The 14,438-nt window shown below is 55.7% G+C and carries 9 protein-coding genes and 3 pseudogenes; 5 read left to right on the forward strand and 7 right to left on the reverse strand.

Annotated features, from left to right (window positions below; translation table 11 throughout):
• The first annotated feature begins 11 nt into the window (after positions 1–11).
• Positions 12–1,115: pseudogene (locus J5276_RS28315) on the forward strand (IS701 family transposase).
• Between the two features lie 257 nt (positions 1,116–1,372).
• On the opposite strand, the gene J5276_RS28320 reads toward J5276_RS28315, so the two are convergent.
• Entirely contained in the window at positions 1,373–1,717 is a 345-nt protein-coding gene (locus J5276_RS28320) for a helix-turn-helix domain-containing protein (RefSeq protein WP_209160090.1), read from the reverse strand.
• Between the two features lie 146 nt (positions 1,718–1,863).
• Between J5276_RS28320 and J5276_RS28325 the strand changes: the two genes are divergently transcribed.
• The gene (locus J5276_RS28325) at positions 1,864–2,451 is read left to right on the forward strand and encodes a nitroreductase family protein (RefSeq protein ID WP_209160091.1); all 588 of its coding nucleotides are present in this window, start codon (positions 1,864–1,866) and stop codon (positions 2,449–2,451) included.
• Positions 2,452–2,718: 267 nt separating this feature from the next.
• On the opposite strand, the pseudogene J5276_RS28330 reads toward J5276_RS28325, so the two are convergent.
• The 6 genes and pseudogenes from J5276_RS28330 to J5276_RS28350 all read right to left on the reverse strand — a co-directional run.
• Positions 2,719–3,425: pseudogene (locus J5276_RS28330) on the reverse strand (IS256 family transposase); the annotation flags it as partial.
• Between the two features lie 83 nt (positions 3,426–3,508).
• Positions 3,509–4,144: a group II intron maturase-specific domain-containing protein gene (locus J5276_RS30620; RefSeq protein ID WP_255610374.1), complete on the reverse strand. Its 636-nt coding sequence runs from the start codon at positions 4,142–4,144 to the stop codon at positions 3,509–3,511.
• 124 nt (positions 4,145–4,268) lie between these two features.
• Positions 4,269–4,892 carry a reverse transcriptase domain-containing protein gene (locus tag J5276_RS30625; protein WP_229002304.1) on the reverse strand — a complete coding sequence of 208 codons (624 nt, stop codon included), beginning with the start codon at positions 4,890–4,892 and terminating at the stop codon, positions 4,269–4,271.
• Positions 4,893–5,616: 724 nt separating this feature from the next.
• Positions 5,617–6,099: pseudogene (locus J5276_RS28340) on the reverse strand (transposase); the annotation flags it as partial.
• 213 nt (positions 6,100–6,312) lie between these two features.
• Positions 6,313–6,552 (reverse strand): hypothetical protein, encoded by a 240-nt coding sequence (locus J5276_RS28345; protein ID WP_209160092.1) that lies wholly within the window; start codon positions 6,550–6,552, stop codon positions 6,313–6,315.
• A 225-nt stretch (positions 6,553–6,777) separates the two neighbouring features.
• Entirely contained in the window at positions 6,778–8,676 is a 1,899-nt protein-coding gene (locus J5276_RS28350; RefSeq protein ID WP_209160093.1) for a potassium transporter Kup, read from the reverse strand.
• A gap of 489 nt (positions 8,677–9,165) precedes the next feature.
• On the opposite strand from J5276_RS28350, the gene J5276_RS28355 reads away from it, so the two are divergent.
• The 3 genes from J5276_RS28355 to J5276_RS28365 all read left to right on the forward strand — a co-directional run bounded on the left by J5276_RS28355 (position 9,166) and on the right by J5276_RS28365 (position 14,436).
• Complete coding sequence (locus tag J5276_RS28355) at positions 9,166–10,368, forward strand: pyridoxal phosphate-dependent aminotransferase (RefSeq protein WP_209160094.1); 1,203 nt, start codon at positions 9,166–9,168, stop codon at positions 10,366–10,368.
• Positions 10,369–10,634: 266 nt separating this feature from the next.
• Complete coding sequence (locus tag J5276_RS28360; protein WP_229002319.1) at positions 10,635–11,651, forward strand: cytochrome P450; 1,017 nt, start codon at positions 10,635–10,637, stop codon at positions 11,649–11,651.
• A gap of 169 nt (positions 11,652–11,820) precedes the next feature.
• A complete protein-coding gene (locus tag J5276_RS28365; protein WP_209160095.1) occupies positions 11,821–14,436 on the forward strand; it encodes a two-component system VirA-like sensor kinase in 2,616 nt (871 codons plus the stop codon).
• Positions 14,437–14,438 lie beyond the last annotated feature (2 nt).

Consider the following 14,438-nt stretch of genomic DNA (forward strand, 5'->3'; position numbering starts at 1 on the left):
AGCGCTGGGGCGTGGACGTCGCATACGGTGCATCTACCGAGACGACGCTTGAGCTTTGGGCGTTATCGCTGCGTGACGTGAAGGCTCGCATGCGCGGACTGTTTACGCAGGAGCGAGTTGCAGCATCTTCGAACCTTTTCCGGGACGGTTTGCTCGGTGACGAACGGCGTGAGACAGGTTGGATGCCCGCTGAGGCGGCGGGTGATCCCGGCCCGTGGCGGCAACAAGCCATTCTGGGTCGCGGGCGTTGGACGCGGACGCACTTCGCGACATCGTGCGGAGTTGCGCGCCAATATACAGGTTCGGCAGGCAAGATAACTAACTGCCAGATCGGTGTGTTCGCTGCTTATGTGTCCGTTCGCGGTCATGCCTTTATCGATCAAGCCCTGCACTTGCCCAAGAACTGGACCGGCGATCCGGCAAGGCTTGCAACTGTTCATGTTCCTGAAGCTACAGCCTTCGCTACCAAGCCCGGCCTGGCTGTCGATATGATACGGCGTGCGCTTTCAGCCGCTGTACCGTTTTCATGGGTGGCCGCAGATGCGGTGTAAGTCGAAGGGACCCTGCGCCGAGCCTGTAAAGGCTACGTTATTGGGGTTAAATCGGACCACCATTTCGGCTCCTGGTCGGGCAAGCCTCCGGTCGCCGGAACAGCGCAGGAAATCGCCCGTGATCTCGATCCTGAAGCCTGGCGGCGTCTTTCCGCGGGTGAAGGTACCAAAGGCACACGACTTCATGACTGGGCCTATTGCGAACTCGCCGACCTCGATGCCGACGAATACGACGACACGAAATCAGGACTTTGGACCCGTGGCCTCCTGATCCGGCGCAATATCAGCGACGGTGATCTCGCATTCTTCACGACATGGTGCCCGGTCGGGACCAGCATCCAGGCCCTCGTTGCCATTGAAGGCCATCGGTGGGCGATCGAAGACAGTTTCGAGACCGCCAAGAACGAGCTCGGACTCGATCACAATGAAACCCGGTCATGGCACGGCTGGCATCGCCACGTCTCGCTGGTCATGCTCGCCTTCGCCATGATGGCGGTGATCCGGTACCGCGCCAATGACGTGACGCCCAAAAAAAGACCGCGGATGCCGACCAGCAGGATCTGATCCGCTGGTCTATCAAGGAAGTCCGGCGCATCGCCATCAGACTCGCCCAGCGTCGAATAAACCCCGCCTATGTCATCGCATGGTCATGGTGGAGACGCGCCCATCAGGCGGCCGCTCAACGAGCTCATCTGAAAGCCAAAATGCAACTGTAATGCTAGCTAGAGTCGTTCGTGTTGCGTTACGGATTAAGCGGGTCATCATCCAACAGCAATGGGGGGAGAGGGAACGCACTCCGGTTATTCACCGCACGGATGCGGTCAAGGTTTGGTTGGTTGAGTCGCGTTAGCCGCGTCAAGTCCCCAATCGGACATACGTTCTAGCACCGGGCGCATGGTGCGGCCGAGGGGCGTCAGTTCGTATTCCACCCTTGGCGGCATTTCGGCGTAGTACACTCTGGAGACAATGCCGGCTTCCTCAAACTGACGCAACCGACGAGTTAGGGTATGAGGGCTGATCCCGGGCAATGCTTCGCGAAGCTCGCTGAACCGACGTCGGCCTCCACTGCAGAGTTGGGCAAGAATGAGGGCGGCCCAAGGGCCGTCTACCATCTCGACGAACCGCCTGACGCCGGCGATAAGTTCGGGGGCCGGTGTTTTTTCCATTTGGTCTCCATTAGTGCATTTGATGTAACTGGTGCACAGATTGTATTAAGTCAAGGCGTGCCGCTCTTGCTTTGGTCCGCAGCCGGTAGAAGCGAGCGTAATCCTCCTATATCGGTTTCCCATATCGAACCTCGAAGAGGAAGAACATGATTGAACTTTTGAAAAAGCGCCGGACGCAATATGCGCTGGGTCGCAACCTCGATATTGCAGAGACGGTGATAGAGGACCTGGCTCGTGAGGCGATCAGATGGTCTCCGTCGCCTTTCAATTCTCAAAGCTCTCGAGTGGTGTTCCTTTTCGGCAACGAAAGCGAAAAACTCTGGAGTATAGTAAGAAGAGAGATAGCGCAGATCATGTCTAGCGATACTCTGGAACAGTTTCTGAAGAAGATCGACGGATTTGCAGCAGGTGTTGGGACGATCCTCTTTTTCGAAGATGAGCAAACTGTGCTAGACCTACAGGAACAATGGCCGCTCTTCGCAGACCATTTCCCCGACTGGTCTGAACAGTCCGGCGGCATGGCCCAGTTTGCTGTATGGACGGCGCTGGCCAACGTTGGCGTTGGGGCAAGTCTTCAACATTATAATCCTCTGATCGATGAATCTGTGAAGAAGACTTGGAATCTTCCTGTGGGTTGGAAGCTCCGTGCGCAGATGCCAATTGGCTCAAATGAGGCTCCCGTCCCGGACAAGACTTTCCTTCCTGACGCCCTTCGTTTCCGCAGTTTCCGCTGATCAGGTAAAGGGAGCCGGCTTGAACGCCGGCTCCAATCTTCACGTGCTGTGCTATGCGCAGTTCGTGAGAGTAACGGGTTTCGAGTATGCACGAACATCTACGGCAATCTGGATTGATGTGGTTGTCTAATCGCAATTGGGGTGTCAATAGCAATCTTTTGTAAGCAGCGCTGCCGGGTGCATCGTTGTCTTCGCGGTCCCCGATCATGTCCCAGGACGTGGTGTAGCTTAGACGACCACGGCTCATCCCAGAGGGCCGGATGAGTGTCAGCTTGCGGCTGGCACGCTGATGAGTGGATCATCGCTCATCTTGGCGATTGTCTCAAGGGTCATATAACGAGGTCGCTGGACGGCCCGTTCATCGTTCTGTTCGAGCAGCAGCGCACCGACCAGGCGCACGATGGCGTCGTCGTTGGGGAAGATGCCGACGACCTCTGTCCGCCGCTTGATCTCGCCGTTCAATCGCTCGATCGGGTTGGTCGAGTGAAGTTTGGCCCAATGCTGCTTGGGAAAGGTCATGTGGGCGAGCACGTCTTGCTCGGCGCTGTCCATGAGACTGGCGAGCTTCGGTACCTTTGGCCTGATCAGGTCGGCAACGTTGCGCCACTGAGTGCTTGCCGCCTCCGGCGTGTCCTGAGCAAAGGCCGTGGCAATGAAGGCGGAGACGACGCGCCGTCCGCTCTTTCCCGCATGGGCCAAGGCATTGCACATGAAGCGGACCCTGCAGCGCTGCCAAGTGGCGGAGAGCACCTTCGATACCGCGGCCTTCCCTCATGCGCATCTGAGACGACGAGCTTGACGCCACGCAGACCCCGCCTGGCCAGCTTTCTAAGAAACTCAGTCCAGATCGCCTCGGCCTCGGACGTACCGATCTCCATGCCGCGCACCTCGGGTCGACCATCGGTGTTGACGCCCACCGCGATGATTACGGCGACGGAGACAATACAACCAGCGCGCCGAACCTTGAGGTAGGTCGGATGAGTAGGCGATGCGCGCCTTACCGCATTACGGCGGCAGGTTTCGCATCGCCTCTCGCCGAACCGGACGTGCGCCTTCGTTACGCATCCGGCTCTCCAGAAGACATGGCAAAGTCAGGCATGTCCATCCACGCGAGACGGTATCGCTCGACAGTTGTCCAGCCGAGCACTTGTTGCTCAACGGACCCTTCTCGCCAAACCCGTCTCGTCGCCCGGCGCCTGCTTGGCTGTTTTGAGCCCCACAGTTCGCTGGGTGTTGCCTTTGGACGTTTCTTACGTAGCCAGCAGTAAAGACGCAGGCCAATATACCAGTCGAGATCGACAAATACGCGGCCAGCGCCGACACAGTAGCGATAATAATTCGCCCATCCGCTGGTGATGGAATTCACCTTCCGAAGCTTTTCGCCAAGACTGACGGATATGCTGTCACGCTGCGTCAGTTGCTTGACCTTGAGACGCAGGTTCGCGGCCTTTGCCTTGGGTATTTCAACGCGCGGGCCATAGCCGTTGCGTTTATCACAATGCGCGCTGAAGCGGAATCCGAGAAACTCGAAGCCCTCTGTCATGGCCGTTACCTTTGTCTTTTCCGGCGACAACGTTAGCCCGGTCGTCTCGATCAGGTAGTCGGCCAGAGCGGATTTCTCTGCCATAGCCTCCTCCAGCGATCCAGACACCAAAACCACGAAGTCGTCGGCGTAGCGCACCGGCAGAAACACACAGCGTCCTGCTATGCGATCACTGTCGCGGGCGCTCGCCGCTGCCGCCACCCCGTTGCTTTTGCGACGGGCTTGGGTCTTTCGGCGGTGATAGGTCCAACTTTCATACCGCTCCTCGATCGCACTAAGAGATGATCCCGCCTTGAGGGGTACAGGCGTCCGTCCGCAAGAACTGATCCTCCGTCAAAACACCGGCCTTCAGGAATGATCCGACCAATCGCACCACTCGTCGATCGCCAATACGCTTGCGCATCCGCTCGAGCAGGTGATGATGATTGATATTGTCGAAGCATCCTTTGATGTCCCCCTCGATCACCCAAGGGTATGGCAGCCGGTTTCGCCGGGTGTCCTTGTCCCGTTTCTGAGGCAAGGCTGCCCGGCGAATGTACTCCAAGGCGCCGTGGGTGTTTCTGCCGGGTTGAAACCCATAAGAGACGTGCCAGAATTGCGCCTCGAAGATCGGCTCCAAAAGGATTTTGGCCGCGCCTTGTACGACGCGGTTTCTGATGGTGGGGATGCCCAAGGGGCGGAATTGCCCTGGTTTCCCGGCCTTTGGAATGAGCTTGCGTCTGGCCGGACTTGGCCGATATGCACCACTGCGCAGATCAGCTTGAAGATCGACCAGGGCGCGATGTTCACTCCTGTTCCGGATGCGTCCCACCGTCATCCCGTCAACGCCGGCCGTGCGTCCACCCTTGTTGGAGGCGACACGATGCCAGGCATGGCGCAGCACTCTGAGGTCGGTCAACCAACCCCACATGTCGCGCCACTGATCGTCGGGATTAGCCTTACTCCACTGATAAAGTTTGCTTTGAATGCCGAGTACTCAGACCTTGTCGGTCTGATGATCCATGTCCACAGATCACTCCTCCGTCTTTGCAGCCTATCGTCCTACTGCTTCCCTTCGCCCTGTGTGCGGCTTTCCCGCACTCCGACTACTACGAAAGCTCCGCCCTTGGTGTCGCCCATATCTGGCCATCGCAGCGAGCCCGGTTTCCGACCGGGCAGACGATCCAAGTTCGCGTGTTCCGATTTTTCAACCTTCTGCCTTTAGGCGGTGAGCTCTACCCCGTGCGATGCTGGAGATGGGGCATAGGAGCCAGTCCCATCTCGGGTCTCAACAAGAACACGGCAGTAAGGATAGACGAGCCTTACCGCCTCTGATCGTTCTTTCGTGCCTCCACGCCATCACGCTAATGGAAGCGATTTCTGTGTTTCGAGGCTTCTGACGCTCACTTCGTTGTCTCGCCAGGGGCACTGCGGTAGCCCGGCCCGCGGTTGATGGCCCGCATCCGGTACAGTTAAGGCCAATCTGCTTATGCAACCCAACCGGCGACGCCCGGCCGAGCTTCTTGGCCCCCTTCGATCCACTGCTCCCGTGGATCGGACGGCATTGCAGCCGTCGGTCAAAAATCGGCAAGCTTGAGAGGTTACACTAAATCATACGCACCTCCCGCGCCGCACGGCGCACCATTGATCCACAGGTAGGGCCATTCTCCTTCGATGGGCCTGTCGAGGAAGACCTTCGCCTTCTCATCGATCTCTTCGCACAGCCGGGATACCTGGCTTTTTGAGATTCCGCTCATGCCCATCGCCTTGACGAGGTCATCGACGGATCGGGTCGAAATGCCCTGGATATAGGCCTCTTTGATGACCGCCGTCAGGGCCTTCTCGGCCATTCGGCGTGGTTCGAGAAAGCTCGGGAAGTAGCTGCCTGTGCGAAGCTTGGGAATGCGTAGCTCGACGGTGCCCCCCGGTGTCTCCCAATCCCGGTCGCGATAGCCGTTACGTTGGGCCATTCGGAAGCCATACTTCTCGCCATAGGCAGCGCCGGTCTTCGTGCCGACCTCCAGCGCCATCAACTTCTGGGCAGCGAACCCGATCATCTCGCGCAGCAAATAGGCATCAGCGCTCTTCTCAACGAGTGAGCGCAGGTTCATCATGTCGTTGGTCATCGGTGGTGTCCCTCAGGTTGGCTCTAAGCAACCCGACCTACCGAGAATCACCAACCGCGAAGACAATCATGCACCCGGCAGCGCTGCTTACAAAAGATTGCTATTGTCACCCCAATTGCGATTAGACAACCACATCAGTCCAAAACGGCATGTTCGTTAAAAGCGTAGTGTAGCCATGTGACTCTGCATCCGGCGTAGGAGCCGAGTTCATCCTCACTCTTCGTCTTTTGCTTTTGCCTTGCAATCTTCAAATTGATGCACCGGATAAAAAAAGTCACAGCCATAGGCAAAATCCAAGAGTAACTGTTGAAAGAATGATCGTTTCACTGGAGCGTTTGTTTCCCCGAACTGTTCTGAAACGGCTAGCGAGCCCGACAATCGTGTGCCATCGACGTTGGCCTGCGGCAGATCCGAGCAGCTAATTGAGGTATCTTGTTTCTTTTTCAGGTTCATGTTTCGAACTCGTTGTATAATGTCCACTCACTTTACCATCTGAATGCGCTAAGACGATTAGCCGTGCAGAAAAGTCGGTTTCAACTGCAATCCAGTGAGCTCGATGTAAGGTGGTGAGCATTTGAGGAAGAATTGGTCCGCAACCTGCTTGCAAAGTCTGGACAGCCGTAATGTTCGCAAACACGGCCGGGATGCGTCCCTTCCGGTAACTCTCAAGGGCCGCATCTAAACGATAACATGCGATCCCAGTTCAACCACGCGATTGGCGGGAAGGTGGAAATAGTCCGATGGTAGAGAGGCCGCATTCGCAAGAAGGATGTAGAATCGGTCCTGCCAATAGGGCATGCCGGACTTGGCATCGGGCACCAGTTTGCGGCGGCCGAGATAGAAGGAGGTCGACATGATTTCGAACTTCAGACCGGCCTTGCGCAGCGCCGCCAGCGCCTGCGAGACGTTTTGGGATTCCATAAAGCCGAACAGCAGTTCGACGCGGGAGAAGCGTTCGGAAATCTTCTCGACGTTGTAACGGTCCTGGCTTCGCACGCGCGGCTTGTTGACGGTGCGGATCGTTAGGATAACGTTGCGATCGTGGAGCACGTGGTTGTGCTTGAGATTGTGCAGCAAGGCGGCGGGGGCCGATTCCGGGTCGCTGGTCAGGAAGATCGCGGTGCCCGGAACCTGCGCTGGCGAATGTTCGCTCTTGCGCTCAATCGAAGTAACGAAGGAGGGGAGCGGAATATCGGTGTGGCGAGTCTTTTCCATCAGGATGGTGGTGCCGCGGCGCCAGGTCCACATGATGACGGTAAAGGCGGTGGCAATCAGGATCGGGATATAACCACCGTCGTAGATCTTCAAAAGGTTGGCGCCGAGGAAGATCAGTTCAAGCACAATCAGTGGTGCAAGCACGATCACCGCCGCCGGAAGCGACCAGTTCCAGCGGGCGCGAATGAATTCGAAGGCCATGATCGAGGTGACGACCATTGCACCGGTGACGGAGATACCATAAGCGGTCGCCAGCCCATCGGAAGTCTTGAAACTCAGCACCAGAAAGATGACGCCAATGAATAGCACCGCATTGACCGAAGGTACGAAGATCTGTCCGGTATTGGTTTCCGAGGTGAAGAGGATTTCCATGCGCGGCAGGAAGCCGAGGTTGATGCCCTGGCGCACCAGCGAGAAGGCACCGGTAATGACGGCCTGGCTGGCGATGATCGTGGCGCAGGTCGCGAGAATGACGACCGGCAACAGCGCCCACTTCGGATACATGAGGTAAAATGGATCGGACATCGTTGCCGGATTGCCGAGGACGAGCGCGCCCTGACCGAGATAGTTCAGCGTCAGGGACGGGAAGACCAGCGCGAACCAGGCGCACTGGATCGGGCGACGACCGAAATGACCGAGATCCGCATAGAGCGCTTCCGCACCTGTCACAGTCAAGAAGACTGCGCCGAGAACCACGATGCCACATAAGCCTTCGTGCAGCAGGAAGCTGAGGGCATAATAGGGATTGAAGGCGGCGATGATGCCGAAATCGTCGGAGATATGGGAAATGCCGGCGGCAGCCATGACCAGGAACCAGACGGCGGTGATCGGGCCAAAGAACTTGGCGACGGCACCGGTGCCGCGCGATTGCACAACGAAGAGCAGCGCCAGGATCATCACCGAGATCGGCACGATATATTCCGAAAGCCTCGGTGCAACGAGCTTCAGGCCCTCGACGGCCGAGAGGACCGACAACGCCGGCGTGATCATCGCATCGCCGAGGAAGAGGGCAGCCCCTATTAGGCCGAGCAGCATCAGTATGTCGGTATGGCCGTTGGTGGTCTTCATTAGAAGAGCGAGCAGCGACAACGTGCCGCCCTCGCCTTCGTTGTCGGCGCGCAGCAGAAACAGCACATATTTGATGGTGACGATGATTGTCAGCGCCCAGATCATCAGAGAGGTCAGGCTAACGACCTCGAAACGCGTGACACCGTCATGGGCGAAGGGCTTCAGCGCTTCGCGGAACGCATAAAGCGGGCTGGTGCCGATATCGCCGTAGACGACGCCGACAGAACCGAGCGCAAGACAGAAAAGCTTTTTTTGCGACATCTGTGATTCCTTCGGATAGCTCTCTGCGGACATGAAGTTGCAACAGGCTCCTTCGAGCCAGCCTCTTCTCCTGCATAACTTGGCCTGCCTACCCGCATGCCAACGCATTCATAGCGGTGATCGCTTAATGATCAGCCGGGATTTCCTTGCTGACGCAGCATTTTTTGAGGCCTTATCTCACGACTACGAACAATAAAAAAATAGAATCGAACTTCACCTGTAACGCCTAAGAGCTCCAGGGCGCCGTGAATCGATGCCACGATCGGGTTCTTCAGAGCCTCTAAAGCGGTCGGCTTTACAGCGAAATACTTGCGACCTTCTTGATGGTGAACGAAGACGGATCGACAGGCTAATCTACCTGCTGCTACACCATAAGTTTGTGGAACAACACAATTTGTGCACTCTGCAGAGCGAGCGAAATTTGATTTCGTTTGTAACAAGCGAGCCGACTTCGATTGAAGTCCAAAGCGTTTAACATAAAATGTTGGAAAGGCTATTTTTGAAAGCTTAGGTTAGGCTGGCATGTTCGTACGTTCCGATGCTCTTTCCCGTGTAAAGCCATCTGCCACCATCGCCGTCTCGCAGAAGTTTCGCGAGCTTAAAGCTGAGGGCAGGGACGTTTTACGGCTCAATATTGGCGAGCCGGATTTCGATACGCCCGACAATATCAAGGAAGCGGCCATCGACGCCATCAAGCGCGGCGAAACGAAATATACGCCGGTTTCGGGTATTCCGGAACTGCGCAAGGCGATTGCCGACAAGTTCAAGCGTGAAAACGGGCTGGACTACAAGCCGGAGCAGACGATTGTCGGCACGGGCGGCAAGCAGATCCTCTTCAACGCCTTCATGGCCACCCTGAACCCGGGCGATGAAGTTATCATTCCGGCGCCCTACTGGGTCAGCTATCCGGAAATGGTGGCGATCTGCGGCGGCACGCCGGTTTTCGTCGACGCCACGCTGGAAGACAATTTCAAGCTGAAGCCGGAAGCGCTGGAAAAGGCGATCACGCCGAAGACCAAGTGGTTCGTGTTCAACTCGCCGTCCAACCCGTCGGGCGCCGCCTATTCGCATGACGAGCTGAAGGCGCTGACCGATGTGCTGGTCAAGCATCCGCATGTCTGGGTGCTGACGGACGACATGTATGAGCACCTGACCTATGGCGATTTCAAATTCGTCACGCCGGTTGAAGTCGAGCCTTCGCTCTATGACCGCACGCTGACGATGAACGGCGTCTCCAAGGCCTATGCCATGACCGGCTGGCGTATCGGTTACGCTGCCGGCCCGCTGCCGCTGATCAAGGCCATGGACATGATCCAGGGCCAGCAAACCTCGGGCGCAAGCTCGATTGCGCAATGGGCCGCTGTCGAAGCTTTGAACGGCACGCAGGATTTCATTCCGGCGAACAAGAAAATCTTCGAAGGCCGCCGTGACCTCGTCGTCTCCATGCTCAACCAGGCCAAGGGCATCAGCTGCCCGGCTCCGGAAGGCGCATTCTACGTTTATCCGTCCTGCGCCGGCCTGATCGGCAAGACCGCGCCGTCGGGCAAGGTCATCGAGACGGATACGGATTTCGTTTCCGAACTTCTGGAAGCCGAAGGCGTCGCCGTCGTGCAGGGATCGGCTTTCGGCCTCGGCCCGAACTTCCGCATCTCCTATGCGACCTCGGAACACCTTCTCGAAGAGGCCTGCAAGCGCATCCAGCGCTTCTGCGCCGATTGCTCGTAACACGGTACCCTCCGAAGGAATATTTTATGAATGCTAGAGGCCCTGAAAAAGTATCGCAAACGTCCGGACCGATAATATCTGCGTCCCTCGACCCAGACAACGTTAGTGTCTCAGACCTGGATCGTTCCGGCCACGCCATTTTTGCGGAATGGCGGCCAAAGCGACCATTCCTCCGAAGACAGGACGGCGTATACGTCTTATTGAGGGCCGACGACGTATTAGGCTTAAGTAGCGACCCGCGAACCCGTCAGATAGAGACGGAATTGATGCTCAATCGGGGGATCAATGAAGGAGCGGTCTTCGACTTTGTTCGCTACAGCATGCTTTTTTCAAACAATGAGGTCCACAGCAGACGTCGCTCTCCTTTTACCCGGACTTTCGCGTTCCGGATGATCGAGAACCTGCGTCCGCAAGTAAGTCAATTGACGGAGACCCTATTTCAAGATTTGAAGGAGCTTGATTCCTTCAATTTCGTTGAGGAATTTGCTTCAAAACTCCCAGCCGTTGCGATAGCGGGGCTTTTGGGCCTCCCGCCCAGCGACATTCCATATTTTACTCAGCTTGTGTATCGTGTTGCTCGGTGCCTGAGCCCTTCATGGCGAGACGCGGACTTGCCCGACATCGAAGCATCAGCAGCCGAGTTTAAGAATTACGTGCAAGCGGTAATCGATGACCGTCGAAGTAATCCGCGTGATGACTTTCTTTCATCCTTCATACGTGCAACCCGAGAAGCAGAAGATCTTTCACCTGACGAAGGGCTCGCTCAGTTGATGCTCATCGTCTTGGCCGGAACTGACACCACCAAAACCGGCCTTACCGCATTAACTGGTCAGCTTTTGCGGCATCGACACGTATGGGAAGCCCTGTTGAAAGATGAGTCTCTCGTCCCCGCTGCCGTCGAGGAGGGACTGCGCTTCGAGCCTCCAGTCGGGTCGTACCCGCGGTTAGCGCTTGCAGACATTGATCTTGAGGGGTTCATACTGCCAAAGGGTAGTCTTCTCGCGCTTTGCACAATGTCCGCATTACGAGACGAGAAACATTTTGCACACCCTGAACTCTTTGATATTCATCGCAAGCAGATGCACTGGCATATGGTATTCGGCGCCGGTGCACATCGGTGCCTTGGCGAAGCACTGGCTCGGTTGGAATTGCAAGAAGGACTTGCGACAGTGCTTAGATATGCTCCCACTCTCTCGATTGAAGGCGAATGGCCGACTGTACAGGGTCACGGAGGTGTGCGACGAATTGCAGAGATGAGAGTTGGCTTCAGGCGGCAAATTTAAATGCGGCGTGCTTTCTCTTGGTGGCTGACTAGCTTGGTTTGTTCGGTCGAAATCTGACTAGCAACAAGTCGCACCGGGATGCAGGTGATAAGAAACTGGGTGAGACACGGGCGCCTTGGTTGCAACCGCTCTGTTCAATTGGATTGGGTATTAGAAGGAGGGTGACCGCATGTTGTGGGATCATTCGTCGCCTTCCAGAAAGATTCTACTCGATATCAAATCGTGGTATACGTTGATATTGCTAGTCGCCGCTTTATCTTTCGGGATTCTGGCCAGAGGGCCGTGGCAAGACAACGAAAGCAACAAGGCGATCCTGACAGAGTTGCAATCGATCGACGTCGATTGTGCGATGTTGCAGCGGAACGTATTGCGTGCTCACGCCGGCCTTCTTCGGAACTACCAACCTCTTATCGTTCCTCTGGCACGAGTGCGGACAAGCGTCGCAGATTTGCAGCAGCATTTCAAGCGAGCGGGCCTTGACCGCGCCGGTGGATTTTCACAACTGCTGGCGCAGGTGAAGAAGTCAGTAAATGCGACCGACGCAGCTGTCGCGGCGTTCGGTGCGCAAAATGTGATGCTCGAAGATTCATTGGCTACTTTTAACCAGTCGATAGATTCGCTCTTAGAATCCTGGGATCGAAAGGATTTGAACCCACCGAAAGCCTCTGAGTTGGGGTACTTGATACTGCGGTTTTCGTCTCGGCCAAATTTCGAGCTTGCACGACAGATCAACCAACGTCTCGACCAGCTTCAGGTATCGGCGAATGGGGATAAGGCCACCATCCAGGCGATTGTCCGTAGCGGGAGGGATATCGTAACCCTGGTGCCGCAATTGACGGATACTATTAGGGTGATCCAGACTTCCGAAACAGTCGATAACACGAAGAAGCTGCAGAAGGCATACTTGGAAGCTTACAGCTTGACTAATGCGGGTGAGCAGAAGGTACGAATCTTCCTCGGCGCAGTTTCGGTTTTCTTTTGCTTCTGTATAATTTTCCTGGTCCATAGGTTGCATCTACGGACCAAAGTATTGACGAGACGATTGGACTTCGAGGAAGTTATCAAGAGGATTGGGCTCTGCTTCGATGATGCTTCAGAAGCAAAACCGTCGTTGGAAACCGCAACGAACGCTGCGCTGGGACTTATTCAATCCTTCTTTGAAGCTCACCAATGCGCGCTGGCACTGGTTAACGTCAATGAGAATGACATTGTCCGCAACTTTTTTGCAAGCGCTCCTCCGCCAAGATGGAACGAAATGCGGGTCTTCGAAATTGTTTCCAAGGTCGAGGCGGACGGGCACGAGGGTATTTTGCGAGCCTATCCTGAACGAAAAATGAGTTGTTTCCATGAGGACGCCCCCTGCCTGTGGGTGCTGCTTGCGTTCAAGGTGTCCGATCGCATAGCCGCTGTTTTCGGCTTAGGATACGATCGAGAACATCTACAACCGCCAACGTCACGTGAAATTCAACTGATGGAACTCGCCGCTGGATGTGTTAGCCACTATGCGGTAATTCGGTGCAAGCAATCCCAGCGAAGTATTCTGGAACGTCGTTTGAAACATGCGGAACGGCTCGAAGCTGTTGGCACGCTTGCAGGCGGCATAGCTCATGAATTTAACAACATTCTGGGGGCAATTCTCGGTTACGCAGAAATGGCACACAACGTGCTCCGCCGCCATACGCGCGTGCGAGGTTACATCGACCACATAATTTCTGAAGGCAATCGAGCGCGATTGATTGTCAACCAAATCCTTGCACTCAGTCGAAGGAGTGAGCGAGATGCAAAGCCATTCGACCTTTCGGAGTTGGTGACGGAAATAGCGCCCTCGTTACGGGTTGCGTTGCCCCCAGACGTGGAACTCGATTTCAAACTTGAAGCCGCTCAGACGGTTGTCGACGGAAATCCACTCGAGATTGAGCAGATACTGCTGAATCTGTGTAAAAACTCCGCTGAAGCTTGCTCAGGTTCAGGGCGGGTGGAGGTCAGCGTCTGCAAGTCTTCAATCCTGAAGCCCAAGATGTTCGCAAACGGCACCATTCCTCCCGGCGACTACATCCTTCTTTCAGTCGAGGATTACGGCGCCGGTATACCCGAGGTCGCGTTGCCACGTATTTTCGAGCCCTTTTTTACCACCCGCGCCCGTAGTGGTGGTACCGGTCTGGGATTATCTATGGTTCACGGCCACGTCAGCGCGATGGCAGGTTATATCGACGTGGTATCAGCCGTCGGCAAAGGTACGCGCTTCGACGTCTACCTGCCGCGTTCCTCGAAGCAGCCAGTGAATTCAGAGAATTTTTTTGAGCCTGGAAAAATACCCCTTGGCCGCGGAGAGATTGTCGCGGTGGTTGAACCCGATTCCGTGGCGCTGGGAATGTATGAGGAAAAGATCGCGGCGCTCGGCTATGAGCCAGCCGGCTTTAACACGGTCAAAGGTTTGATGGATTGGGTAATGGAAGGTAAAGAGCCCGATCTTGTTCTGATTGATCAATTATCTTTTCTAGGTGCAGAAGGCGCAAGTTCCTTAGTCGCGACGCTAGAACAGGTGCCAATCATCATTGTCGGCGAGAACAAAAAAAATGTTCACCGTTCTGCGGACCGAGAGGAATTCACTCATTTTTTGCAAAAGCCAATTTCAGCCAAGACACTCGCCTGTGTAGTTCGAGCAAATATCAGAACCGAACGAATGAATGGCTCAACTAGCAACGGCGCGGCCGACGAGCTTTGTCGAGCAAGAGAATATTCCCAAAATACCGTCCTATGCCGCCCCCCCTCCGATGAGAAATAGAT

This window comes from Agrobacterium sp. S7/73 (assembly GCF_019355535.1).
Lineage (GTDB): Bacteria > Pseudomonadota > Alphaproteobacteria > Rhizobiales > Rhizobiaceae > Agrobacterium > Agrobacterium tumefaciens.